At 63.0% G+C, this 24,897-nt stretch carries 22 protein-coding genes and 1 pseudogene; 13 read left to right on the top strand and 10 right to left on the bottom strand.

All coding sequences use genetic code 11. The features are described from left to right. Window positions 1-111: 111 nt before the first annotated feature. The 7 genes from ertC to AC07NY_RS11880 all read left to right on the top strand — a co-directional run bounded on the left by ertC (window position 112) and on the right by AC07NY_RS11880 (window position 8,587). Window positions 112-1,209, top strand: coding sequence for a thiohydantoin desulfurase (gene ertC / locus AC07NY_RS11910; RefSeq protein ID WP_494584011.1), 1,098 nt, complete (start codon window positions 112-114; stop codon window positions 1,207-1,209). Between the two features lie 44 nt (window positions 1,210-1,253). Further along, window positions 1,254-2,603 (top strand): hydantoin-5-propionate amidohydrolase, encoded by a 1,350-nt coding sequence (ertD, locus tag AC07NY_RS11905; RefSeq protein ID WP_494584010.1) that lies wholly within the window; start codon window positions 1,254-1,256, stop codon window positions 2,601-2,603. Between the two features lie 5 nt (window positions 2,604-2,608). Beyond that, window positions 2,609-3,853, top strand: coding sequence for an N-carbamyl-l-glutamate amidohydrolase ErtE (gene ertE / locus AC07NY_RS11900; protein WP_494584009.1), 1,245 nt, complete (start codon window positions 2,609-2,611; stop codon window positions 3,851-3,853). Between the two features lie 4 nt (window positions 3,854-3,857). After that, entirely contained in the window at window positions 3,858-4,520 is a 663-nt protein-coding gene (locus AC07NY_RS11895) for a flavin reductase family protein (protein WP_494584008.1), read from the top strand. Beyond that, window positions 4,517-5,200, top strand: coding sequence for an aspartate/glutamate racemase family protein (locus AC07NY_RS11890; protein ID WP_494584007.1), 684 nt, complete (start codon window positions 4,517-4,519; stop codon window positions 5,198-5,200). The genes AC07NY_RS11895 and AC07NY_RS11890 overlap by 4 nt, the downstream gene beginning before the upstream one ends. A gap of 31 nt (window positions 5,201-5,231) precedes the next feature. Continuing rightward, entirely contained in the window at window positions 5,232-5,561 is a 330-nt protein-coding gene (locus AC07NY_RS11885; RefSeq protein WP_494584006.1) for an SDR family oxidoreductase, read from the top strand. A gap of 542 nt (window positions 5,562-6,103) precedes the next feature. Further along, window positions 6,104-8,587 (top strand): hypothetical protein, encoded by a 2,484-nt coding sequence (locus AC07NY_RS11880; protein WP_494584005.1) that lies wholly within the window; start codon window positions 6,104-6,106, stop codon window positions 8,585-8,587. Between the two features lie 46 nt (window positions 8,588-8,633). Here AC07NY_RS11880 and AC07NY_RS11875 read toward each other — a convergent pair whose 3' ends face one another. From AC07NY_RS11875 to AC07NY_RS11865, 3 genes are all read right to left on the bottom strand, one after another. Then, window positions 8,634-9,200, bottom strand: coding sequence for a transglutaminase-like cysteine peptidase (locus AC07NY_RS11875; protein ID WP_494584004.1), 567 nt, complete (start codon window positions 9,198-9,200; stop codon window positions 8,634-8,636). Between the two features lie 96 nt (window positions 9,201-9,296). Beyond that, complete coding sequence (locus AC07NY_RS11870; RefSeq protein ID WP_494584003.1) at window positions 9,297-9,524, bottom strand: hypothetical protein; 228 nt, start codon at window positions 9,522-9,524, stop codon at window positions 9,297-9,299. Window positions 9,525-9,803: 279 nt separating this feature from the next. Then, window positions 9,804-10,439 carry a thermonuclease family protein gene (locus AC07NY_RS11865; RefSeq protein ID WP_494584002.1) on the bottom strand — a complete coding sequence of 212 codons (636 nt, stop codon included), beginning with the start codon at window positions 10,437-10,439 and terminating at the stop codon, window positions 9,804-9,806. A gap of 165 nt (window positions 10,440-10,604) precedes the next feature. On the opposite strand from AC07NY_RS11865, the gene AC07NY_RS11860 reads away from it, so the two are divergent. The 5 genes and pseudogenes from AC07NY_RS11860 to AC07NY_RS11840 all read left to right on the top strand — a co-directional run bounded on the left by AC07NY_RS11860 (window position 10,605) and on the right by AC07NY_RS11840 (window position 15,748). After that, window positions 10,605-10,961 carry a hypothetical protein gene (locus AC07NY_RS11860; RefSeq protein WP_494584001.1) on the top strand — a complete coding sequence of 119 codons (357 nt, stop codon included), beginning with the start codon at window positions 10,605-10,607 and terminating at the stop codon, window positions 10,959-10,961. A 12-nt stretch (window positions 10,962-10,973) separates the two neighbouring features. Then, window positions 10,974-11,222: pseudogene (locus AC07NY_RS11855) on the top strand (Ig-like domain-containing protein); the annotation flags it as partial. Window positions 11,223-11,285: 63 nt separating this feature from the next. Next, window positions 11,286-13,403 carry a hypothetical protein gene (locus tag AC07NY_RS11850; RefSeq protein WP_494584696.1) on the top strand — a complete coding sequence of 706 codons (2,118 nt, stop codon included), beginning with the start codon at window positions 11,286-11,288 and terminating at the stop codon, window positions 13,401-13,403. Between the two features lie 156 nt (window positions 13,404-13,559). Then, complete coding sequence (locus tag AC07NY_RS11845; protein WP_494584000.1) at window positions 13,560-13,928, top strand: hypothetical protein; 369 nt, start codon at window positions 13,560-13,562, stop codon at window positions 13,926-13,928. A 71-nt stretch (window positions 13,929-13,999) separates the two neighbouring features. Continuing rightward, window positions 14,000-15,748 (top strand): type I secretion system permease/ATPase, encoded by a 1,749-nt coding sequence (locus tag AC07NY_RS11840; RefSeq protein ID WP_494583999.1) that lies wholly within the window; start codon window positions 14,000-14,002, stop codon window positions 15,746-15,748. Window positions 15,749-15,779: 31 nt separating this feature from the next. On the opposite strand, the gene AC07NY_RS11835 is transcribed toward AC07NY_RS11840, so the two are convergent. The 3 genes from AC07NY_RS11835 to AC07NY_RS11825 all read right to left on the bottom strand — a co-directional run bounded on the left by AC07NY_RS11835 (window position 15,780) and on the right by AC07NY_RS11825 (window position 19,521). Further along, a complete protein-coding gene (locus AC07NY_RS11835; RefSeq protein ID WP_494583998.1) occupies window positions 15,780-16,763 on the bottom strand; it encodes an acyltransferase family protein in 984 nt (327 codons plus the stop codon). A gap of 152 nt (window positions 16,764-16,915) precedes the next feature. Next, window positions 16,916-18,046: a calcium-binding protein gene (locus tag AC07NY_RS11830; protein ID WP_494583997.1), complete on the bottom strand. Its 1,131-nt coding sequence runs from the start codon at window positions 18,044-18,046 to the stop codon at window positions 16,916-16,918. Window positions 18,047-18,132: 86 nt separating this feature from the next. Then, window positions 18,133-19,521 carry an O-antigen ligase family protein gene (locus AC07NY_RS11825; RefSeq protein WP_494583996.1) on the bottom strand — a complete coding sequence of 463 codons (1,389 nt, stop codon included), beginning with the start codon at window positions 19,519-19,521 and terminating at the stop codon, window positions 18,133-18,135. Between the two features lie 241 nt (window positions 19,522-19,762). Here AC07NY_RS11825 and AC07NY_RS11820 point away from each other — a divergent pair, with 241 nt between their 5' ends. Then, the gene (locus AC07NY_RS11820; protein ID WP_494583995.1) at window positions 19,763-20,464 is read left to right on the top strand and encodes a metallophosphoesterase; all 702 of its coding nucleotides are present in this window, start codon (window positions 19,763-19,765) and stop codon (window positions 20,462-20,464) included. Here the strand turns inward: AC07NY_RS11820 and AC07NY_RS11815 are convergent. The 4 genes from AC07NY_RS11815 to AC07NY_RS11800 all read right to left on the bottom strand — a co-directional run bounded on the left by AC07NY_RS11815 (window position 20,371) and on the right by AC07NY_RS11800 (window position 24,680). Continuing rightward, window positions 20,371-21,714: a hypothetical protein gene (locus tag AC07NY_RS11815; protein ID WP_494583994.1), complete on the bottom strand. Its 1,344-nt coding sequence runs from the start codon at window positions 21,712-21,714 to the stop codon at window positions 20,371-20,373. The two genes, AC07NY_RS11820 and AC07NY_RS11815, sit on opposite strands and share 94 nt — an antisense overlap. Before the next feature lie 122 nt (window positions 21,715-21,836). After that, the gene (locus AC07NY_RS11810; protein ID WP_494583993.1) at window positions 21,837-23,312 is read right to left on the bottom strand and encodes a hypothetical protein; all 1,476 of its coding nucleotides are present in this window, start codon (window positions 23,310-23,312) and stop codon (window positions 21,837-21,839) included. A 214-nt stretch (window positions 23,313-23,526) separates the two neighbouring features. Beyond that, a complete protein-coding gene (locus tag AC07NY_RS11805; RefSeq protein WP_492284672.1) occupies window positions 23,527-23,736 on the bottom strand; it encodes a hypothetical protein in 210 nt (69 codons plus the stop codon). A 173-nt stretch (window positions 23,737-23,909) separates the two neighbouring features. Beyond that, on the bottom strand, window positions 23,910-24,680 hold the full coding sequence (locus AC07NY_RS11800) for a class I SAM-dependent methyltransferase (RefSeq protein ID WP_494583992.1): 771 nt from the start codon (window positions 24,678-24,680) through the stop codon (window positions 23,910-23,912). Window positions 24,681-24,897: the final 217 nt, after the last annotated feature.

The raw sequence follows: 24,897 nt of genomic DNA, 5'->3' as shown, positions 1-24,897 counted from the left end.
GATAACATCCAATTATGGTCGGCTGCATAATAAGCATGATCCATTTCACGCCTAGCGCTCTAAGCTCGGCTTCGCCGGGACCGACCGGCTGACATGGGACGAGGCCGGCCGATGAGACGCTTCCTGACGATTGGGGATGTCGAGGCCGCCGTCGCCGGCGGGTCGGTCTTCGCGGCAGGCGGAGGCGGCTGGGCCGACCATGGCCGCATGCTCGGCACCGCCGCGGTCAATACCGGCAGGCCCGAGCTCGTCACGATGGACGAGATTCCCGACGACGCGATCATCGCCACCGCCGCCGCGATCGGCGCGCCCGGCGGCACGACCGAGTGGGAGATGTGGGGCATCGACTACGTCAAGGCGGTGCAATTGCTGCAGGAAGCGCTGGGCAAGCCGATCTACGGCCTGATCATCGGCCAGAACGGCATGTCGAGCACACTGAACGCCTGGCTGCCGAGCGCGATTCTCGGCGTGAAGGTCGTCGATGCGGTCGGCGATATCCGCGCCCATCCCACCGGCGACATGGGCTCGATTGGCCTCGCCAACAGCCCGGAAGCGACGATCCAGGTCGCGGTCGGCGGCAACCGCTCCAAGAACCAGTATATCGAGCTGGTGACGCGCGGCGCCACCGCCAAGGTCTCGCCGATCCTGCGCACCGCCTCGGACATGTCGGGCGGCTTCATCGCCTCCTGCCGCAACCCGGTCTCAGCCGCCTATGTCCGCAAGAACGCCGCGCTCGGCGGCATCTCCATGGCTCTGGCGCTGGGCGAGCGTATCCTCGCCGCCAAGCCGAAGGGCGGCAGCGCGGTCATCGACGCGATCTGCGACGAGACCGGCGGCTCGATCATCGCGCGCGGCACCGTCGCCAAGAAGGACGTGCGCTACACCAACGAGGCCTTCGATATCGGCACGATCCAGATCGGCACCGGGGCCGCCGCCCGCGTCATCCATGTCATGAACGAGTACATGGCGGTGACCGACCTCGACGGCGCGCGACATGCCTGCTTCCCGGACGTGATCACCACGCTCGACACTGACGGCCAGCCGGTCAGCGCCGGCCATGTCCGCGAGGGCATGGAGCTTTCCGTGCTGCGCGTGCCCAAGAGCAAGATCCCGCTGAGCTCCAGCGTGACCGACCCCAGCGTCTATCCGATCGTCGAGAAGGCGCTCGGCATGAACTTCACCGACTATGCGCTCGGCCGCGAAGGCTGAGCGCATTCCCCACCTACCCCGCAGGATAAACCGGATACCCCACCATGAGCGATTTCGATCTCGTCCTTCGCGGCAATATCGTGCTGGCCGACCGGATCATCGAGGACGGCTATGTCGCCGTCAGCGGCGGCAAGGTCGGCAAGGTCGGTCAGGGTACGCCGCCCGCGGCCCGCGAGACGCAGGATTTCCGCGGCCAGTGGATCATTCCCGGCGTGATCGACGGACAGGTCCATTCCGGCAGCCAGGCCAATCACGAGGGCATCGGCATGTGCTCGCGGGCCGCTGCGGCCGGCGGCGTCACCGTGATGGTCGACATGCCCTATGACGAGCCGGAGCCCGTCACCAGTGCCAAGCTCTTCAACGAGAAGGTCGCAGTGGTCGAGCGCGACGCCCATGTCGATGTCGCGCTCTACGCCACGATCACCGTCGAGAACGGCCTGCATGCCATTCCGGGCCTCGTCGAGGCCGGCGCCTGCGCCTTCAAGTTCTCGACCTTCGAAGCCAACCCGACGCGCTTTCCCCGCATCGGCGACGACACGCTCTATGAAGCCTTCAAGCTGATCGAGCCCACCGGCCTGCTCTGCGGCGTCCACAACCAGGATCAGGAGATGACCCGGCGCAATATCGCCCGGCTGATCGAGGCCGGCGATACCGGCCCGGACGCCTTCCTGCGCGCCCATCCTCCATTGGTCGAAAACCTCGCCACCGCCCGCATCTACGAGATCGGGGCCGAGACCGGCGCCCGGGCGCACGCCGTCCACGTCTCGACCTCGCGCGGCTTCGAGATCTGCAACATGTACAAGCAGGCCGGCTACAAGGCGACGGCCGAGAGCTGCGTGCAGTATTTCATGCTCAATGCCGAGGAGCACGGCCCGCGCTTCGGCGCCAAGATCAAGCATTACCCGCCGATCCGCCCGAAGGCCGAGAGCGACCTGCTCTGGAGCCATCTCGCCGCCGGCCATTGCGACTTCATCTCGTCGGACCACGTCTCCTGGGGGCTGGAGAAGAAGGGCGATCCGATGATCTTCAAGAACACCTCGGGCGGGCCGGGCATCGAAACCCTGCTGCCGGCGCTCTGGACCGGCTGCGAGGAGCACGGCCTGTCGCCGACCATCGTGGTGAAACAGCTCTGCGAGGGGCCCGCCAAGGCCTTCCTGCTCGCCGACAAGGGCCGGCTCGAAGCGGGCGCCGATGCCGACATCACGGTGCTGGAGCCCGGCCGCTTCATCCATGATCCCAGCAAGAGCCTGTCGGCCGTGAAGTGGAGCTCGATGGAGGGCCGCGAGTTCCGCGTCCGCGTCGCAGCGACCTATGTGCGCGGTCAGCTCGCCTGGGACGGCAAGGTGATCCGCAACAAGGCCGGCGACGGCCGCTTCCTGCGCCCGGCGGCCTGAGCACCATGTCGATCGATCAGGACCGGCTCTGGCGCCGCATCGAGACCCTCTCCGGGATCACCGACCCGGAGCGTCCGTGGACGCGCCGCTCCTTCACCCCGCGCTTCCTCGAAGGGCGCGACTGGCTGGCAGCGGAATTCCGCGAGGCCGGGCTGGAGACTGAGCTCGATGCCGCCGGTAACCTGATCGGCCGGCTTGCCGGCGCCGATCCGAGCCTGAAGCCGATCCTGATCGGCTCGCATTCAGACACGGTGCCCTCCGGCGGGCGCTATGACGGCATTTTGGGCGTGCTCGCCGCGCTGGAAGTCGCGCAGAGCTTCAGCGAGCGCGGCGACCGCCTGCGCCATACGCTGGAGGTGGTGGACTTCCTCGCGGAGGAGCCGAGCGAGTTCGGCCTCTCCTGCATCGGCAGTCGCGCGCTCGCCGGGACGCTCTCCGAGCAGCATCTGGCACTAACCCGCCCCGACGGTATGACGCTGCGCGAAGGCATCTCCTTCGTCGGCGGCCGGCCGGAGGATCTGGCCGCGGTGAAGCGGCCGGCAGATGGCATCGCGGCCTATGTCGAGGTCCATATCGAGCAGGGCCGCGTGCTGGAGAACGAGCGTATCCCGATCGGTATCGTCACCGATATCGTCGGCATCCGCCGCGAGCGCATCATCGTCACCGGCCGGGCCGACCATGCCGGCGCGACGCCGATGCCGCTCCGGGCCGATGCCTTGGTCGGCGCGGCGAAACTCGTCGAGGCCGCCTACAAGCGCGCGCTTGGGACCGCGCGGGACAACCAGCCGCTGGTCGCCACTTTCGGGCGCATCGAGGTCAGCCCCAATGCGGCGAACGCCGTGCCGGGCGAGGCCGTGCTGACGCTGGAGGTCCGCTCGGGGAACGAGGCTGCGGTGAAGGCCTTCGGCGAGGCCCTGGTGCGCGACCTGCGTCCTGCCCTCGAAGACTTGCGTCTCACCATCGCGGTCGACCCGATCAGCCATGTCGCGCCGACGGCCTGCGCGCCAGAGGTTCGCGCGGCCATCGCCAATGCCTCGGCCGCACTCGGGCTCGCCACGCGCGACCTGCCGAGCGGAGCCGGGCATGACGGCGTCCATATCGCCCATATCGGCCCCGTCGGCATGATCTTCGTGCCCTGCCTCGAAGGGCGCAGCCATGCGCCGGAGGAATCGATCACGCCCGACCAGGCCGGCGACGGCGCCCGCGTGCTGGCCGAGACGGTGCGCCTGCTCGACGCGGAACTGGGCTGAAGCGATGGACTGGGCCGCGAGCGACCTCGGGGAGCGCGATCTCTACAAGCTCCTCGTCAACACGGTGCTGCCCCGGCCGATCGCGCTCGTCACCACGGTCGACGGGAAGGGCCGCGCCAATGCCGCGCCCTTCAGCTTCTTCAACGTGTTCAGCCATGCCCCGCCCTTGGTCGTGCTTGGCATCGAGGGGCGCAGCGGCACCGAGCCGCTGAAAGACACGATGCGCAATATCCGCGAGACCGGCGGCTTCGTCGTCAATCTCGTCGACCGGGCCATGGTTTCGGCGATGCAGGTCTGCGCCATCGACTTCCCTTCCGAGATTGATGAGATCGCGGCAGCCGGGCTCGATACCGTGGCGAGCGCCAAGGTCGCGGCGCCGCGGCTCGCTACCTCGCCGGTCCAGCTCGAATGCCGCGAGACGGTGTCGCTCTCGTTTGGCACCAGGCATCGCAATCTCGTCATCGGGGAGATCGTCCATCTCCATATCCGCGACGGCATCGTCGACGAGCGGCTGCATGTCGATATCGACAAGCTTGATCTCGTCGGCCGCCTGCACGGCGCCGACTGGTATGTCGGCCTGGGCGATCGTTTCCAGGAGCCGCGCCAGACATTGGACGGCTGGCGCGAGCGGCCGCGAGCCACCATTCCTGAAGGAGAGATGTCGTGAGCGGCACGATCTACGTCATCAACCCGAACTCGACCGAGCGCGTGACCCGCGAGATCGACGTCGCCGTCGCGCCGCTGCGCATGGCGGGCGGCCCTGCCATCGAATGCCTGACGCTGGCGGACGGGCCACCCGGAATCCAGTCGCAGCGCGATGTCGACGGGCTGATCCCTGCCCTGCTCAAGCGCGCCGCGGGCCTCGAAAACCAGGCGGCGGCCTTCGTCGTCGCCTGCTTCTCCGATCCCGGCATGCATGCCCTGCGCGAGCAGAGCGAAAAACCGGTTCTCGGCATCGCCGAATGCGGGGTGTTGACGGCGCTGACGCTCGGCCAGCGCTTCGGCATCGTCGCCATGCTCAAGAATTCGATCCCGCGCCACCTGCGCTATCTCGGTGCGATGGGCATGATGAGCCGCTTCGCCGGCGACCTGCCGGTCAACCTCACCATCGCCGAGATGGCCGATGACGACCTCACGCTCGGTCGCATGATCGCCGTCGGCAAAACCCTGCGCGACGCGCATCATGCCGACGTGCTGGTGATGGGCTGCGCCGGCATGGCGCGCTTCCGCGAAGCGCTGGAGCAGGAACTGGGCCTGCCCATCGTCGAGCCGACGCAAGCGGCGGTGACGATGGCGCTCGGGCGTGTCAGGCTTGGCTGGGGCGGGCGCCCTATCGACAGATCCTGACATCCGCTATCGCTAATAAGACTGAATAGCATTGGCAATCGATGCCGGCATCCGCGCCACGGTGATCGGCTGGTTGAAGACGCTGACCTCGGAGGTCGCGAGCAGCGGCTTCACGGTCAATGTCGTGCTGCCCGGCCGTATCCACACCGCGCGCGTCGACCAGCTCGACGATGCCGCGGCGACCCGGAACGGTGGCACGCGCGAAGCCGTCGCGGAGACCTCGATGGCGGCGATTCCGGCTGGCCGCTACGGCAAGCCGCAGGAATTCGCCGATCTCCCCACCTTCCTCGCCAGCGAACGGGCGAGCTATGTGACCGGCGCGAAGATCCGCATCGATGGCGGGCTGATCAGGAGGATCTGAAGCATCGGCCCCATTCGAGCCTGCCGCGAAATGGCAGGCCACGCCTCAACGCCATCGAACGGCGGCGCGGCTCAAGCACGCGCGCCAAAGATTGCGGTGAATGCGATCGCTATGGCGTAGACGGCCAGGATGAGCCGCAGGTGGCGATCAACGAATGTCATATCGCAAATAAGGCATTCGGCTGAACGCTCGTCAACGCAACGAGCTGACGGCTTCGCGACCCGCTCTGCCTCGGGGCCGGCTGACCGCGCTCTCGAATCCAGCGGAAAAAGATGATCATTACGGGGACGGTTGCTCTACGCCAGATCAACAAGAAACGCGCAATTTGAGAGAATGATATTTGTCTAGATTTTTACGTCTTTGCATCGCGGAATCGGAATAAATTTCGAGAATAGATCATCGCACAATCACGATCGAGTGCCGCGATGAGTTCAGCTTCCACCGCTTCTTTCGAGACGACATCCAAGACGGTGTTGCATCTGAATTCGACCGAAACCGCCGCGTCCTTCATCGACTCCGTCGGTATCAACATGCATAGCGGCATGTCATCACTTACGCTCCCCTATGCCTACCGGGATGCGGTGCTGGTCGAGAATTCGCTGAAGTACCTGCACATCACCCATATTCGCGACGGCATCGGCGCCGGTTTCGGCAAATCGGGTTACGACTACACCACGACGACGGAAACCTATCTCGCCGAACGCGGCTACAAGTTCGACTTTCCCATCAGCACGCTGGCCCCGTACGAGATCAAGGCGCTGCAAACCTTCGCGTCGCGCTTTCCCGGCGCGCTGGAATCGGTAGAGGGCCCGAACGAGGCCAACTCCTGGGGTGTAGACGGAGTCAAGGCGTTCCAGAAATCGCTGTTCGACTTCGTGCACAGCGATCCGTTGCTGAAGAACGTCAAGGTCATGGATTTCACGCTGGCCTATGCGACGACGCACTACCTCGATGGATACGGCGATCTGTCCTCGATCTCGGACGAGGGCAATGTCCATATCTACGGTACCTATGGCCGCTCGCCCGCCAGCTTCGGAACATGGCTTTCGGTCGCGCAGGCGGCGACGCCAGACCACAAGATGAACGTGACCGAGACCGGGTACAGCACGCTTCCCAGCAATGCCCAGTGGGGCGTCGATGAGGCGACGCAAGCCAAGTATATCCTGAACACCTTGATGGATGCGGCCGAGAACAACGTCTCGATGACGTATCTCTACGAGCTGCTGGACAGGAACGCGCCCAATCCCTCCTCACCCATCCAGGAGCACTACGGGCTGTTCCGGGCCGACGGCACGCCCAAGCCGGCGGCCGATGCGGTCCATAACCTGATGACGATCCTCGAGATGGGCTCCGATGCGAAGGTGGAGCCCGGACAACTCAACGTCACCTTCAACAAGCCCCTGGACAAGGGCGTCCACACGCTGCTGATCCAGAAAAGCGCCGGCACCTACGATCTCGTGCTCTGGGCCGAGCCGAACATCTGGGATCCGAACAAGCAGACGGCCATCCAGGCGCCCAAGATCGCCGTCGACCTGTCCTTCGCGGGCGCCACGACCGCGACGCTCTACGATCCGCTCGTCGGTACAGCTCCCCTGCGCGTTTTCGGCGACCCGCGCGCCAGTTCCGTGATCGAAGTCTCGGACCATCCCGTCATCATCGAGGTGACGCTCGGCCCGATCGTCCATTCGGTCGTCCAGACGCGCACGAACGGCCTCGTCACCAAGGAAGTCTCGACCTATGCACCGAACGTGTCGGAAATCTCCGTCACCAAGACGTTCAATGCGATCGGGCTCCTCACGAGCGAGACCCAGCTTCATGCCGACCGCAGCAAGGACGTCTATCTCTCCGCCATCGTCGGCAAGAGCTACGTCGCCGAGCACGACGTCTACAACGCGGCGGGGACCCTGATCGAAGCTACCCGCACCCATGCCGATGCCAGCCTGGACTATCATTACCGGCTGACCGCAGACGGCACCAAGATCACGGACACCTATGACGCTGCCGGTCTCCAGAAATCCCATGTCGAATTGAGGACCGACGGCTATACCGACACCATCACGTTCAAGGACGGCGTGGTCTCGCGAGACGTCGTGAAATTCGCCGCCGGCGGGACCGAACAGAGCGAAACGAAGGTCTACGCCAATGTCGGCGGAAAGGCCGTCCTGACCCGAGACACGCTCGTTCACGCCGATGGCTCGAAAGACGTGACCTCCCTCAACCTCTCGGGAAGTGCCTACAGCGCCCAGCACGACAGCTATGACGCCAATGGAACGCTCATCCACCAGACGCGTACCTTCGCAGACCATGAACTTCAAACGTTCGATCTCGCCAGCGACGGGACCAAGACGACGGACACTTACGATGCGAGCGGCCAGCAACTGCTCCACACCCAGGTTCGGACGAACGGTGCCTCTGACACGCTGACCTACAAGAACGGCGTGCTCGCCAGCGAGGTCATCAAGTTCGCGCCGGGCGGCACGGAGATTAGCGAAACGAAGCTGCTCGCCGCCATCGCAGGCGTAGCCGTGATGACAAGCGATTCGCAGGTGCACGCCGACGGCACGAAGGATATCTACACCACGCCGGCTGACGCGAGCGCCTCAGGCTATGTCGCGAAGCACACGGCCTATGACGCTGCTGGAAAGGTGCTCTTTACCGACCAGGCGAATCTCGACGGCTCCCATACCCAGACTGCCTGGCAAGGTGGTGTGACGCTCATCTCGACGGCAGGCGTCGCTGACATGTTCCGGAGCCAGGGCAACGATACCTTCGTTTTCGCGGAGGGTTTCGGGCACGATGTCGTATCGGGTTTCCGCTCCGGCTCCGGCTCGAATCACGACGTACTGGTCTTCGATACCGCGCAGGTCCGTGATTTCGCGGACATGCAATCGCATCTGAGCGCCTCAGGCCGTGACACGCTGATCGATCTCGGCGGCGGGGACAGCATCCTGCTCAAGGGCGTGGCGCCAGGCGCGCTGACGATCGACGACTTTCACTTCCTGGATCACGGGACCTTGCTGGCCTGAAGGCGTCAATGCCGCGATGTCCGAGGCGGCCTCGATCCGCACGGGCTCAGGCACCCGAGATATCTTCCCAGATATTCGGATCGGAGCCGGATTGCCGTGTGAGCCAGGTGAAAGCGGTTCGGCGAGGGGGCAGGATGTCGTCGGTGAGATTATCGAGCACGCGCTCGCCGCGATCGGTACGAACGACCAGCAGCAGATGTCCTTCGCCTCCCGGCGTGCGCGCGGTCGCGATGAGCAGCGCCGAGGCCGGAAAGCCGCGCTTGATCAGTTCATGGCGTTTGGTGACGACATAGTCGTTGCAATTGCCTGTCGTCGGATGGATTCGCCAAGGCGCGGTCCAGGTCACCGGCTCGATTCGGCGGTTGATCGCCTTGTTGACGTCCGCGATCGCTCCCTCCGATTGGGTCGTCAACGCGATCACGGCATTCGGACGATCCGCCCTGCATTCGGAGCGGTAATCCATGCAGAAGCGCACGAAATCGAGCGGAGCGAGCGTGCGCTGACCGCGATCGCTTTCCACGGCCAAGCATCCGCCCAGCCCCATGGAGAGGAGCAGGACAGCCTTGGGTCCCAGCGCTGCGTGCATGTTCGTCGGAGACATATGGGCGATCATGCGCCCAATGGTGCAGCGCGTCAAAACGTCATCGCAACCGCTTGTCCGATGAAGGACAGGACAAATGCACCGGGCGCCCGGATTGAAGCCCCGGCCTTATTGCAGTCTGTCGGTCCCGAAGCGCCGCGTTTTCACCTCCGGCTCCGCATCGCCAGCTTCCTGAGCATCGGCTTGCATTTGCCGGCGTCGCCGCAGGCCTGCCAGATAAGCGCCGATCAGATAGCCTGAGTGAAAAGCGAGGAGATGACCCACGAGGACGAGAAACTCGAAAAACTCGAATTTCTGCCGCGCCAGCCAAGTGACGACAACGAGGACAGTTGCCACGATCGGCAACCCGAACGCCAATATGAAATTCGATAAAAATCCGATCGCGAATGCGAATATGAATAGAGCAAATGCAATTATCATCTTTTATGACAGTTTTATTCGACAGAAATCGACCCTATATTGAAAAACGACACCACTCAAACCTGCCATGTGGATAGAATAATGTATTCGATTCTATTTTTATGAAAACTTTATAATACTAATTCGAATCGAGAACCCCTGACAATTGAAAACATCGACAGGGCTGAACCCTAGATGGCGGGCTTCGGACCGCTTCTATTGCGCCGCTGGAGCGACCTTCCACCCGCCGCGCCACAGCCCTGCCTGTCTCTGCCTGGCGTTGTCGGCCTCGATGGCATAGAGCGCCTGCCCCTCGGCGTCGGGGCGTGCCCATCCCTGCGCAACCATGAGCGCCGCCAGATCGCCGCCCTGGCGCCCTTCCCCATCCGATATCTTGCAGGAAGCAGCCAATGCTCCTGCCGGCAGCGCCTTGCGCGGCTGGCATTGCAGCCCGCGGCCCGTAACGGTGTTGTGCAATGCCGCACGCGCCTGCAGGCCGCAGGACCAGCGTCGTCCGTCACCATCGAGGCAGACATCCTCCTGCTTCGGACCCTCGACACCCCAAAGGCGCACGATCTCTTCGCCGCGGCGGAAACTCGTCCCGTCAACCGAGTACATCGGCGGAGGCACGGCGAATGCAGGCCAAGCCGACATGTCGCCCCCCGCCGCCGCGCGCGCTTCCGCCGCGGCGGCTGCCTCCATGCGCGATTCGATCTTGGCGGCACCCGAGGTTTGCGGCTTCCCGTCCGATAACGGCGTGGTGTTCTCGAGCGGCTCCGGCGGAAGGTCCTGCCCCGCCAGGACAAACAGGCCGACGGCCGCGATGGCGGCCAGGCATGCCGGGATCGCCAATGTGAGGTTATGGCGACGCAGCCAGCGGCGCGCGCGGAATATGAGGATGGGAGTTCTCATTCGCTCTCGCTTCGCCAGGCGCCCGGCACCGCCACGACGAACTTATCCCCGCCAGCCTGCATCCCCGTAGTCTCCGGTTTTCCCACCGGAGCAGAGAACCCAACCATGACCGCCTTTCATGAAGAATACCCTTTGATGTCCAACCGCGCCGCGTTGGCTCCCCCTTTTACCGATTGGGTCGAGAACATCGTGCTGGCGGCGGATACGCTCCATCGTGTGGCGATCCCTGCGGGTCGACGCTTCGCCGTGTTCAGTTTCAACAGCGATGTTCGTGTCGGGATCGGCACGTCGACCTCAAGCTTCTCTCTGCCCACTGCTACCACGAATGACGGCTCCGGCTCGGTGCTCAATCCCGGCGCGCGCCGCATTCCCGGCAAGCTCCCCGACGGGATCACGACCCCGACGCATGTCCTTCTGCGCGCCCCGGCCGCTTGCGCCGGCTCCATCGAGTTCTACGAATAAGAAGGGCCAGCCATGACAGCATTTCTGACGGGAAGCGTCTTCTCCGGCAAACGCAGCGCGGCTGCGACGGCTGCGGCGGTTTCGCCGCCCGCGAGTCTCGCTTATTCCAAGACGACACATATCCTCTCCGGCACGTCCGAACCAGGCGTATCGATCACGGTTCGCCGCGATGGCATCGTCGCCGGAACCACCACGGCGAATGGAACTGGCGGATGGTCATTCACCTTTTCAGAAGCGCCGGCGGCGGGCTCCCAGCTTTCGGCATCTCAATCGCGGATCGTCACGAGCGGGAACAGCCCGTCCATTGTCGTGCCGGGTGACGACGTGACGTTGTCGGCCCTCAGCCTGTCCTCATCGTCCTTCGCGGCAGAGGCCGCGTCCGGCACCCTGATCGGGGCAATTTCCGGTCTGACCGCCGGCTCGACCGTGTCGATCGTGCCGGCAGATGCGCGCGTCGCGATCTCGGGAACCAATCTCGTCGTCGGCCCGACGCCCAGCGTTGCGGGCAGTTTCGGCGTGACGTTACGGGAGACGCTGGCCGGCGCGACGAACTCGCCGCGCGACACGGCCGTCTCATTGAGCGTCAACAGCGCCTCGACCGCGTTCCCCAGCTTTACGCCGGCATTCTTCCGCGTTGCGGGGGGAGATTCCAGCAACACCGTCGAGCAACTCGACCAGCATTTCACACCTGCGGATGTCGATCTCGGCGCCGGGAAAATCGTCCTGCCGGACCTTGGTTTCGCGGCATTCTCGACATTCGCGTCGGCGGCCGCGGTCAGGGTCTATTTCTCGTCGACCGGCAGCCTGCCGACACCCTTGCAGGCCGACGCAGCTTACTTCCTGTCGCCCCGTTCAGGCGGCGGCTACGACGTTTATCCCGAGGCGACGCAGGCTCATTGGGCGACAACGCCGACCATGCTCTCCGAGGACACGCCGATGCCGGCGCAAAATTTCGCGCAAGGCGTCAACAGGGTCGTCTTCGCCGATCAAGGCACGGGCACACATCGCCTGGCCACCTTGCCGCTCGCGAAAGAGCTGCCGAACCTGATCGCCGGCAAGCCAGCCTACAAGATCGGCATCGCCTCGACCAACCGCCACCACCGCTTCGAGATCGTCGCCGACAGCCGAGGCGACAAGGCTCTGCAAGGGCGCCTGCTGGTGCGTGATCCGGCCAGCAACAGCTCGTACAATCTGTACGGGTTCGGCCTCGACATGAGCGCGACCGATCAGCGCATCGCGTTTCAGACGGAAACGAGATCCAAGCGGTCGATCGTCCAGTTCGCGGTGCTGCGCTGGGACGAGACCGACACGCGCGGCCTCGCCAAGGTTCCGATCGTTCCGACCGGCGTCAGTGCCTCGACAGGCGTCATCAGCTTCACGACCCACCAGATGACGACCGGCTGGCGCGTCAGGCTGCTCGCCCATGCCAATGGCGGCGCGCTACCGGCAGGGTTTTCGGGAGGAACCACGAATTATTGGGTCCGCGCGGTCACGGCCAATACCATGACGCTCCACGTCTCACAGGCCGATGCCTCCGCCGGTACCAATCCCGTGATACCGTCCGATCAGGGCTCCGTCGGTTTCCTGATCTACGCTCCGGAGCGGCCTGCCGACAGTGAGCGCATGCGCTTCGTGGCCGAATGGCGCGAGCAACAGACCGGCGGCAATGTCTGCACGGTCCGCTCCAACGCCAACCAGTACGGCGACATCACCAACGACGTCGCGGCCGACTTCACGGTCAGCGGCTCGAACAACGGCAGCCTGGGCGGAACGGGGCGATCGAGTTCCGGACTGGTTCCAAGCAATGCCGATATCGCAAGGATGCGCCTCTGGTTTCCCAGCGCCTCGCCGGCACCGACCCGCGCGGATAACGGGCAACCTCTCGCCAGCGGCGAATACTGGATCAGGCGCCGGCCCGGGTCGAGCGTCGCCGTCCTGCTCTACGAGAACCAGGCGACCTGCCAAAGTGATGCTTCGGCAGCGCTTGCCGCCAGCGCCTCCGCCTGCATCAAGTTCTCCGCGGCAGGCTCCGGTTTCTGCCGGATCGAGCAGGCGGGATCCCGGCCCTTCAATGCCGGTATCGAGCGCGGTGCGACGACCTTGCCGCCGAACCGCTGGGGTCCGCCCCTCGGTCAGAAGGGCCTGCTGACCACGGTCATCGACTATGATGACCCGGCGTCCAGCTTCATCCGTTGCCGGCACTACTGGAATGGCACCCTGGTGGCGGATTACGAGTCGAGCAATGGCGCCAAAGGATCGACCAATGCCGTGACAAGCGCAGCGGATAGCGGCCTGACGCTGATGAACTCGCCGCAGCGGCACGTCGCCTTCGAAGGCCTGCTCTACGACCTGACCCTCGGCGCCTCGACAGGAGAGATTTCCGCTTCCGATCTTGCTCCGGTCAACGCCTGGCTCATGACAAAATACGGCATCACATCGTAGCGAGGCGTCGGCTCGACGGGCCAGGGCCCCGGGTGCCGCACAGGCACCCGGTTCGGCGCGAGTTTTACACTCCGTTATGCTGAACGCGCACTCACCATAACCATCAACCATTAGGGAAGGTGGTTCCGATAGGAGGGGCGTATCCAGGAGGACGCCATGCCGCAGATTTGGCTGGACGACGAAGAACTCGCTGATTTCACAGGCTTAGGCGCCGCAGATGCCCGCATCTACGCGATCCAGCAAGGCTGGCCTCGCATGAGAAGCCGCTCCGGCCTCTCCCGCAGCCGGCTGCCGGACGAGCTCACAAAGGATTATCTGCGCATGTTTGCGCAGGCATCGCCCGCGCGAGACACTATGGTGGGCTCCTGGACCGCGCTTCGGGAAACGCTGATGGCACTTGTGCCGGGCAGCGGAAACATGTCGCACCGCACTCGCCGGGAGGTGCCCGGCGAAGAAGCAAGGTCAGGGCATAGTATTGATCCGACGGTTCTGGTATCGGAAACTCGTCAGAGCAAAGTGGCCTGACGACAGATAACCTGGAGCTTGTGGGCCGGGGATTTGCATTTGAGCATCGCGATCATCGGCGGGCGTGACGGTTGACCCAGGGTAACACGGAACTTCGGGCGGCTCTCGCTCCCTATCGCTCGGCATTCATGGGCGTGGCAGCGATGAGCTGCATCGTCAATGTGCTGTATCTGAGCGGCTCGTTCTTCATGCTGGAGGTCTATGACCGCGTGATCCCGAGCCGGAGCGTTCCGACGCTTGTCGGCCTCAGCATCATCCTCGCAGTGCTTTATGTCTTTCAAGGGTCGATCGACATCATTCGTTCGCGCATCATGGTGCGCATCGCGCGGTCGCTTGACCTCGCGATCTCGCCGCGCCTGTTCGAGGCGATGACCTTTCTCTCCATCAACAAGGGGCTGAAGCTCGACGCCAGTCAGCCCAACCGAGATTTCGACAGCATCAAGTCTTTTCTCGTCGGAGGGGGCCCCAGCGCTTTTTTCGACCTGCCCTGGATGCCGGTCTACATTCTGATCTGCTACCTCTTCCACCCGGTTCTGGGTGGAATGGCCGTTATCGGCGCCCTGATCCTGATTGTGCTGACGCGGTTTACCGAGGTTGGCACGCGAGATGCCGCGAAGGAGGCCACTCGGTACGGAACGCAACGCGCTGCGCTGGCGGAAGCTGGCCGGCGGAATGCCGAAGCCATCCGCGCGCTGGGCATGCGCGGAAACATCTCGCGGCGCTGGGAGGCGGCGAACAGCGCTTTCGCCGATGCCAACAACAAGGCGGCCGACGTATCGCTGGGTCTGGGCAGTATTTCCAAGGTCGCGCGCCTGGCGATCCAATCGGCGACGCTGGCGGCCGGCGCCTATCTCGTCATCCAGCAGATCGCCACTCCGGGGGTTATGATCGCTTCCTCGATCCTCATCGCCCGCGCGCTGGCGCCGGTCGAGATGGTCATCGCTCAATGGAAGTCCTTCCGGGCAGCGCGAGACAGCTGGACCCGGCTCAACCTGCTGTTCGATAACCTGCCGCGGAACGAGGTGATGGCGCTTCCGGCCCCATATCGGTCGCTTTCGGCCGACCACATCAGCGTTGTGCCTCCGGGAGGCAGCAGCCTGACTGCCCGCGAGGTCTCGTTCAAGATAGAGGCAGGATCGGCGCTGGGCATTATCGGGCGCAGCGCGTCGGGCAAGTCGTCGCTCGCGCGGGCGCTGGTCGGAATTTGGCCAACCGCCCGGGGAAATGTCCGCCTCGACGGCGCGGCGCTAACGCAATGGCCGCCGGAAAGGCTGGGACAACATATCGGCTATGTGCCGCAAGATGTCGAATTGTTCGCCGGAACCGTGGCCGAGAACATCGCCCGCTTCAACCCGAAATTCGACCCCAATGACGTGATTGCCGCATCGATTGCGGCGGAGGTGCATGAGATGATCCTCATGCTGCCGCAGGGCTATGACACGCAGATCGGCGAGCACGGTTCCTCTCTCTCGGCGGGGCAACGTCAACGCATCGCCTTGGCGCGCGCCTTGTTCTGCGATCCATTCCTCGTCGTGCTGGACGAGCCCAACTCGAATCTCGACGCGGAAGGCGAAGCCGCCCTGACGCGCTCGATTGCAAGGGTTCGCGAGCGCGGGGGCATCGCCGTCGTGATCGCCCATCGTCCCAGTGCCTTGGCAGCCTGCGACTACGTGCTGGTGATGAACGCAGGCCAGATGCAGGCTTTCGGCGACAAGGATCGCGTCCTCAATTCCGTGCTGAGTCGAGTCTCGAACGCCCCCGCCGCAAGCATCGAAGAATCACCGGCTTCGAGGCCTGAACGCCAGCTTCCATCGTCCTGAGCTCGCAGCAGGTCCGGGCCCACCAAACGGCTCAGGCCGCCTTGGCCGGGCGAGCCGGCCAGCCCAGCCATAGTTCGATCCCCAGCCAGGCCGCCACACGATAGGCGACGACGGGCAGCAGCAGCCCCGCACAAAGTCCAATCAACAGATGCAGGGCCGGATCCTGAATCGGCGTGAAGCGCAGCAGGATGATCCGCAGCCCCGACGCGATGATGATATGGGTCACGAAGATCACCATCGAGTAGCGACCGAGCATCTGGACGAAGCGTGCGGCCGGGAAATCGAGCTGCGCGAGCGCGACCAGGAGAACGATGCCCGCGAGCGCGGCAGGCCACAACGCCTCGTAAGGGATGCTCCAGGCCAATCCCAGCACGACGCTGGCGATCATCACAATCGCTGAGCTAGCCCAGATTCCGGGCCTAAGGGCCGTGAGCGGCCAACTGCGCTCGGCTGCCATGACGCCTAGCACGTAGAACAGGAAGCCCCTGGTCGTATCTGGAACGGGCGAAATGTCGTGCGAACCGCCGCGATAGACCTCTCCCGCAACATAGGCGAGCACGGCCAAGGCGAGGAGCACGCGCCGATCCAGCTTTCGGAGAAGCACGAAGAGCAAATGACAGAAGAACAGCGAGTATAAAAACCAGAAAGGTGCGAGTGGCAGCCACAGGATCGAGCCAAGGCGCAGCCAAGGCGAGGACGCATTGTTGGTCATGCCCGCGAAGCCGACAAGCAACAGCCCCTGAACAAGCGACCACAGGAAATAGGGATAAACGACAGTCAGGAACTTCGAGCGCCAGAACGGTCGGACGCCTTTTCTCAGGCTTCGCTCGACAAAGAGGCCCGACAGCAGGAAGAATAGCGGCATATGGAAGGTATAGACCCCATAGTCGAATGACCAGATCGGCGAATCGCCGGGAAACATGCCTGCGTTGGCCAGACCGCGCAGAACATGGCCGAAGACGACCAGCACGATGCCGATGCCCCGCGCTCGATCGACCCAATCGCTGCGATCCATAACTTCTCTCTCGAACAAGCGCGGCTTCTAGACCGTCTGAATTACCCGCACGCGTAAACCGATGCGATAAGGTGATCGGGCGATCAAATCAAAAACAAAGCCCGCGGAGAAAACTCCGCGGGCTCCTAATTCTGGTGATCGACGAGAACGTGTCAGACGGTGACCACGCCCGCGCCGAAGCCGATCAGCTTGATGCTATGGTCCGCATCGATGTTGATGAGCAGATTGGCCCCGCCGTCAACAACTTCGCCGCCACCATGCGAGGCCACGAAAGCCGCCAGCTGCGTATCCGACGTGATTTTCACCAGACCAGTCGCGTCGGAGTTGAAGGAGAGGGCGTCGCCTTCGCCGAAGTTCAGGTCGGTGACGATGTCGTGACCGAAATCGTCCTTGAACAGGAAGGTGTCTGCACCCTCGCCGCCGGTAAGAATGTCACTACCAGCGCCGCCGGCCAGCACGTCGTTGCCGCCGCCGCCGAAGAGAATGTCGTCGCCTTCGCCACCACCGATCTGGTCGTTGCCAGCTCCGCCGACCAGGACGTCATTGCCAATGCCACCGTTGATGTTGGCATTGCCTGAACCGCCGAGCCCGACGTCATTGCCTGCGCCCCCGGTGATCTGGCCAGCCAGCGTGCCGGTGTGCAAAACGTCATCACTGCTGGTACCGGCCGAGTTCGGGCTCCCCGAAGTCTGGGCCTCGTAGTTCAGGAAGGTAATCGAATCGCCGGAGGCAAACTTGAACGTCGCCGCACCGTGGCTATCCACAGTCTTGGTCGCAAGGTTACCAGCAACCAGCGCGTCGAGATCGGCCGTCGAGGTGATCGTGATGTTCTTGGCGTTGCCGACAGCGCCCGCGTAGATGTTCAGCTTGTCGCCTTCAGGGCCACCGAAGGTGAAGTCGGTGATGATGTCGTTGCCGAACCCGGCCTTGAAGTTAAACGTGTCGGAGCCCGAGCCGCCGCTCAGGACATCGTTGCCGACGCCACCATCCAATTGATCATTGCCTTCGCCGCCGATCAGGATGTCATTGCCTTCGCCGCCGCCGAGAACGTCGTTGCCGGCGCCACCGTAGACGACGTCATCGCCGGAACCCGCGTCGATCTTGTCGTTACCGGTCCCACCGAACACGACGTCATCGCCAGCACCCGCGTTCACGGCCGTGGCAGCAGCGCCCTGCACGAAAACCAGATCGTCCTTAGACGTACCGGCAATGCTGCCCGAGCCGTTGAACTCCTTGCCGTTCATCCCATTGAAACCGTTATCGATAGTGCCGACGTCATTCATAACCCAACCCCTTCAGAAAGCAGAAAAACGCATGTAGCCGCATCAGCCGTAGTTGGCAGTATCCTAAAATTTTACGTTTGGTCAAGCTAGTATTTTAACCCATTATTAACAGACAAATTTGCCGCTCTTCTTCGGGGAATCACCAAGGCGATCGGCATCGCCGCGCCCAGGATTACGGCCACAAGCAGCCCGATTCCAGGAATCTGGATGGAAAAATCGAAGATCGAATGACATGCGACCAGCATCAGGACCATGCCGCCGATCAGCGGGATGACCCTGAAGCTGCGCCGCCGCCGATAACCGGCAAAGAATACTCTGCCAATCCATGCGATGAAGATCAGCACGATGCCGGTCAAGACGACCCCGCCGCTGAGCATCATCTCCAGATAAACGCTGTGCAGGTATTCCCACTCGCCATAAATCCCGCAAGCAGGATCTCGCCGTGTCGGATAGAAGGCCTCGAAACCGCCAAGCCCGATGCCGAGCCACGGCCTCTCCAATGCGGCCCGAGCCATCGTTTGATAGACACACCAGCGCCCGCTATTGGCCCCTTGGGCCTCGAAGCGGTCGATCACCTGATCAAGGACCATGATCGCCACGGCGAACAATGCGGCGATGACAAATGCCGTTCGCCCGGCCAACACCAGCGTCAATCGCCGTTCACGCAAGAAGAGATAGCCGTGGAGCGATGCCACCGCGAGCAGCGGCAGCAAAGTGGACACGACTCCCGCGCGAGACCGCGTGAGGGCGAGGCCGATCGCTGCGATCGGAATGACCAACCGCAAGCCCCATTCCGACCATGAGGAACTCGTGACCTGGAACCAGCGGTGAGAATGGCCGGCCCGTCGCAGAGCCATCTCATTCAGCGACAGAACGGTTGCGAGAAGCAGCACGATGCCACAGAAGGTGGCCGCCGTATTGCGATTGACGAAGGTCACCGTGAAACTGTCGCGATAGGCGAGCTTCCGGAAAAACAGCAACGTGTCCGGCATGATCATGAACTGGACGAGCGCCAGCCCCACGATCAACCCTCCCACCAGCACGCCGCGCCGCATGAACCGCGCTGCGGCGACCTCGCTCTGATGCAGGAGCATGCTGGCGGACATCGCCGCCAGCGGCACGATGATCGCCAGACAGGTTGAGATCGTGGCAGAAGGATTTGCCGAGATCGCGCGAAGATGCCCATCGCCAAGCAGCGGCTCGGAGAACATTGGGTGGAGCAGCCCAGCTGGCGGCCAAGGAAGGATCTGAACTGCGGCGAAACCAAGCACGGCGAGAATTGCCCAGTTGATCGTGGCATGGCAGCGCGCCAGCCAGTCCGGGACCGGGATCAGCAGATTCGCGCCAAGCCAGATTGCGAAAACCGCAAAACCAATTAAGGCGAACAATAAGCGATCGACCGCGCCGAGCCCGATCACCGCGAGCCCGAGTACGAGATAGAGCGCCGATCGCAAGACGAGTTCGGCCGACGGCAAGGTCCGCCTGCGGCGTCTGCTCCTGCGGCCCTGCGCTTGCGCCTCTCCCGTTACCGTCTTCATCCCGTCCGACGCTTCGACAAAGCCTTATGTCCCGTTCGGTACCCGGCAGGCGCCTGACGATCTAATGTCGTCTTAACGAAGAATGAGCAAGTCTAGGCATATGCAAACTTCCCTTCCTATCGTAGCGGGCCCCAGCCCATCCGGCGCGTCGTTGCCTTCAGGCGTCCGCGTCTACGCGATGGGCGACATCCACGGACGAGCCGACCTGCTCAAGGCGCAACTGCTCGCGATCGGCGCTGATATCAGGGACCATCCCATCGCCACGCCGCTCCTGGTCTGCCTCGGCGACTATGTCGACCGCGGCCCCGCTTCGGCAGAGGTCATCGAACTCCTGCTGCGGGCCGGGCGGTTCATGGCGATGATCTGCCTCGCGGGCAATCACGAGCTCTATCTGCTGCGCTTTCTTCGGGATGCGAGCTTCGGCCCCCGCTGGCTCGGCATAGGCGGGCGGCAGACATTATCCTCCTACGGCATCACGCCACCCCTGCATGCTTCTCGTCATACGCTTGCGGAGACGTCGCAGACACTGCGCGACACCATGCCACCCAGCCATCTGCGCTTTCTCGCCAATCTGGGTACGAGCGTCAGCCTCGGCGACTATGTCTTTGTCCATGCCGGGGTCGAGCCCGGCAAGCCGATTGTCGAACACGATGCGAATACCCTCACGACCATCCGCGAGCCGTTCCTGACGACGCCCAGCGGCTTCGGGCGCGTGGTCGTGCATGGCCACAGCCCAGTTTCGACACCAGAAGTCGGGCCTGACCGGATCAACCTCGATACCGGAGCCTACGCGACCGGCCTGCTCACCTGCATCGTGCTGGAGGCGTCGATGTTTCGTTTCCTGCGCCCGGACGCCGGCAGCGCCCTGGCCGCCGGCTGATGCATCGCGAATTGCAGACCGGCCACAAGCTGATTGTAGAACATGTAAGTGAAGATGAAGAGGAAGCCCCAGAGCCCGAACATGCCTACCATGCGGTTTTCCGGCAAAGGCGAGCGAAGCGTCCGCCAGATATTTGCCATCAGCAAAAAGGCGAAGCACGTGAGATAGAAATAACCGATGTAACCATATCGCAGTTTGAACAAAGCCCAACCGAAATGGGCGTGACTGTAGTTTTCTGGTACACGCCCACCCGAAAATTCGACTTGATAAATGCCTCCCGCGCCTAAGCCGAACATATGAGCATTGAGCCCGCGGCGATCCATCTCCTCTGCTATGGCCTCGACCTCAGCCGTGCGCTCGCCCAGAGAGCCTTCGCCGGCCGCGCTGGCGCTCGTCGAGTTCTCGGCCATCTGCAGAGTACCGCGAATGCGGATCATTAACGGGCTGTCCTCCGGCACGATCATCGGAAAGCTCACCGCCGTCAGCATCACGACCATGATCGACGTGTAGATGGCGATGCCGCTGCGGAACACCTTCGGAGCAACGAAGATGCCGAAGGCGAGCATGAAGGCCAGAAGCGTCGTTCGCGTCAGATTTGGCGCGATCGGCACCAGGATCATGCCGAGGATGATCACGTCGAGCGCGGCGATCCGCCGCTTGATCATCATCGTCACCAGCAAGACCGCGAGACAGATCGGGGTCCCTGCCGATCCGCCGAGACTAACGATCGAGGGCCTACCCATCGCAACGGCCAGCGTGCCTGCGAGCACCATGATGAGGCTATAGCCGCGGATCGCGATCGTCAGCCGCTTCAGGCTGAACCCGTCGAAAGCGTCCACACGCGACAGAAGAATGATATTGAGAGCGACGACCATGACCGGGATGCTGTCGGTGATGATCTTCGCCGGCGCGTTACCCCAGGCCACTCCCCCCAGCAGCCCGTGCAGGAACATAATGAGGAAGAGAAAGGCGGCCATGTGGTTGCCGCTTTTGACATAACGCACGCGCGCGAATGACCGCAGCTGAAGCAGATACTCGATCAGCATCACGCCGTAGAAGACCCACTGCTTCGGCTGGGTCAAAAAATACCAGTACATGCCCGCGCCGAGTTCCAGCACCACGCGACAGAACAAATCCGGCAAGAGCAGATAATAGACCAGCCGTTCGAACAGCGGAATATGCGGGATACGTAGCGTCCGGCCACGGGTGGTCGGGAAAGGCTTCGGAGCCATGGTCGAGATTGGCGTCATGGGCTTTGGCGGGCTCCGGATGAGGCGATGGCGGTCCGACGCGATTATCGCTGGCGTGATGTAGAGCATCTCACGGGAAGACGATAACCTCTTCTAACTCATCAGCCTGCTGCGAACCCCGGTCAGCGCACGGGGATCTCGATCCATTGCGGACGAGACGTCGCCTCGACCGAGACGACGCTCGCACTGCCATCAGCTTTCAACGTCATGCCTTGCGGCTTCCGCTCGTCGGCGAAAAAGAGCCGGCCAGTCGCGCTCTTAACTCCCTCGATGCGCAGGCTGGCGCTCGCGCGTCCGCCCTGGACGCCGTCGAGCCCGGTGGACCAAAAGACGATGACCTCGGCGCCGTCGCTCTTGCGCCTCCAGGATTTCGTCTTGATGGGCGCACCCGGCGCGCTGACGTCGATCTGGCGCTTCGAAGCCTCGAAAGCATCGGTCTGGCCGAAATAGGCATTGAGAGCCTTCATCGCCTGGAAGGCCGGCTTGCGGCGCGTCAGGTCGAAACCGACAAGGCCATAGCGATGCTCGCCCTTGTCATCCTTCTCGCCGTCGTCCTTGAGGTCGTACCAGTGGGCCGAACGCAGCGGAACCCCACGCAAACGCACGTCCTGGAAGATCATGAAGCTGCGGGCGAGATAGTCGGCCTGGGTCGCTTCGTCCACATGGGCTCGCCCCGCGGTTGCTGTATTCCAGCCGAATTCCGTGAAGAACAGGTCGAGTTTCTTGCCTGACTTGTTCCAGTTTTCGATCTGCTTCCAAAAGGCATGCAATGCCATTTCGCGCTGATCGGGATCGGTGGCCGGAGCACCCCGCCAATGCGGATCGGCCTCGGGCGGCGAGTCGACATTATAGGGGTGGACGGCGATGCTGTCGCAGAAATCGAGCAGACCGTGATCCACGGCACGCTTCAGCCAGCCGATGCCGGGGCCCCACCATAGGCTTGAAATCGCACCGCCGACGATCCGGACGTCCGGCCGCTTCGCTTTGATCGCCTGGGCAAGCGGCCGGTAGACATCCACATATTGCTCCGGCGTGCCCTTCCAGAAATGGGTCAGGTTAGCCTCATTGTGCAGTTGCACCGCAATCACGGAGGGGTGAGCCGCGACGAGTTCCGCGACCCACGCAAACATTTCCGTGTTTTTTTCGACTTCGCGTGGTGTCTTGGGCGGCTGCCCTAGAACGGCCAACACGACCTTTACGCCCGAAGCGTCATAGGCCGCGAGCCACTGGCCGACGAGGCGACGGTTTTCCTCGACCATCCTGACAGTCGCGGGGTCGGTCTTCCCACCGGTTATGAGCGCCCTCGGCGAAGCCTCAAGCGAATAGATCGCCTCGTGAACGGTCTTGACCCCGAGCTCCTTCACCAGCGGGAGCGTGAGATCAATCCGCCAATAGGGCCCATATTGAGGATAGAAGCGGCTGTGATGGAGAAAATGCCCGGTCACCGCGATTAGATCCTGTGCGGAAGCCGGCTGTGGGAGCGAACCATACAGCCCGCTCATCGCGCCGATGAGGCAGGCCGTGCGCCAATACGACAAAGGCCAGCTGCTGCGGTCGCTCGCGCGCGTCGTGCGCCTTGCAAGAATCTTTGTCAGCACGCCGTCCCCTCTCTACCTGCTACGGCTTGGTTGCCGCCCCGAGTCCGAGTGATTTCGTCCAACCTGATTTTCGGAAGCACAAAGGCTCGGCCTATGCGCAGGAAGTCAGCACGCTCTCATGTCGAATCTCTGACCGTGCCGGCGGAGGAAGAAATTATTGACAGCGCGCCACCGCCAAGATCCGAAAACACACGAAAGGCGGCGGCGTTTCCGCTCATATCACCATTGGGATGTCGCGGATCAGAACCGGTGAAACGCCGCGCCCGTCGTGCAGGTTCTTGGCTACCATTTCGATCCAAGGCCGCGAGGCCTCGAAGGCCGATATCATCTCGTCGGGATCACGGAGAGGCTCAAGGACGTCGCCGCTAAGCGCTTCCGCCGTCACGAATACCACCAGCGGCTCAGCTTCGGCAGGGTCGAGCATCTCGAAACAGATGCCGCTCGGAGCGGCGAGAACCCGGCCAACACAGTACGCAACCATTCCGATAACCTTGTGCCGGATTCCATTCCCCGCGTGAGGGATACCCTACCGCATCGTCATCGCAAAGTGTCCGGAGGGTCACGATCTCCTCAAAATCGTCACACGCAGGCCAAGCCTCACCGGAAGCGACGGTGACGGGCGGCATTCACGGCAGACGAAGCCGAGCGACGCGACGCGACGAGGCTTAGCTCAACCCTCGCGCCTAGCTGAGAACTCATCGGCAAGACGGCTTCGGAGACCTGCTCCTTGTAACAGACGAAGATCTTGTCACCGCGAACAAGCCCATGCCGGGATACGTAAGGTTCGCGCGCCGTGAATTCCTCCACCAGGAAGCCCGCATCGGCGAGCCGGAGGCGAATATCGGAACCATAGAAGCGAACGTGATCCGACTGGCCAAAATAAAGGCTTCGCTTGGCAGCAGAGGTAGCCGCCTCGTCCTCGTAGGTATCGTCCCAGCCTTCCACGACCGGCGTCATCAGAAGTGCCACACCTCCCGGCCGCAGGATGCGATGGATCTCCCGCATAGCCTTGCGGTCGTCGACATGCTCGAGGACGTGAGAGCAAACCACGATATCATGAGATGCCGGAGCGAGGTCGATGGCCTCGATGTTCAGAACCCTGCGCGCCCTTCGCTCGGAGAGGTCGGCGCTATCGTAGGAGCGCGCCATCTGGCTCAGCTGATGCCCAAGTTCGGGCTCCGGCGCGAAATGCAGCAGGTCCGACTGAGCAACCAGGGCGGCATTCTCGTCGATCCAGAGCTTCAGCAGACGGTGACGCTCCAGGCTGCCGCAAGAGGGACAATGCGCATCGAAACGCGGCGGCTGGCCAAAGGCCATGAAACGGCCGTGGTAGCCGCACACATTGCAGTGCCGCGGATGCATGCCCATGAGACGCGGAATTGTCGCCGCGACATATGCTGCATGCCGCGCAAGCCTGTAGGCTACGCGCCCTGCTCTCCACGCCATGGATTGCCCCGAATCACCTCTGCCGCCGCGATCACTGTGCCGACAGGATTAAATCCTTGTCCAGCGCCTTGGCGCGCGTGAAGCCTTTCAGGAAACTCCGTCAGATCTGCCTTGATGGCAATATCCGCAAAAGCGCATC

This window comes from Allobosea sp. GW821-FHT09G06, from assembly GCF_059416005.1.
This window is presented reverse-complemented; position numbering and strand designations above follow the sequence as displayed.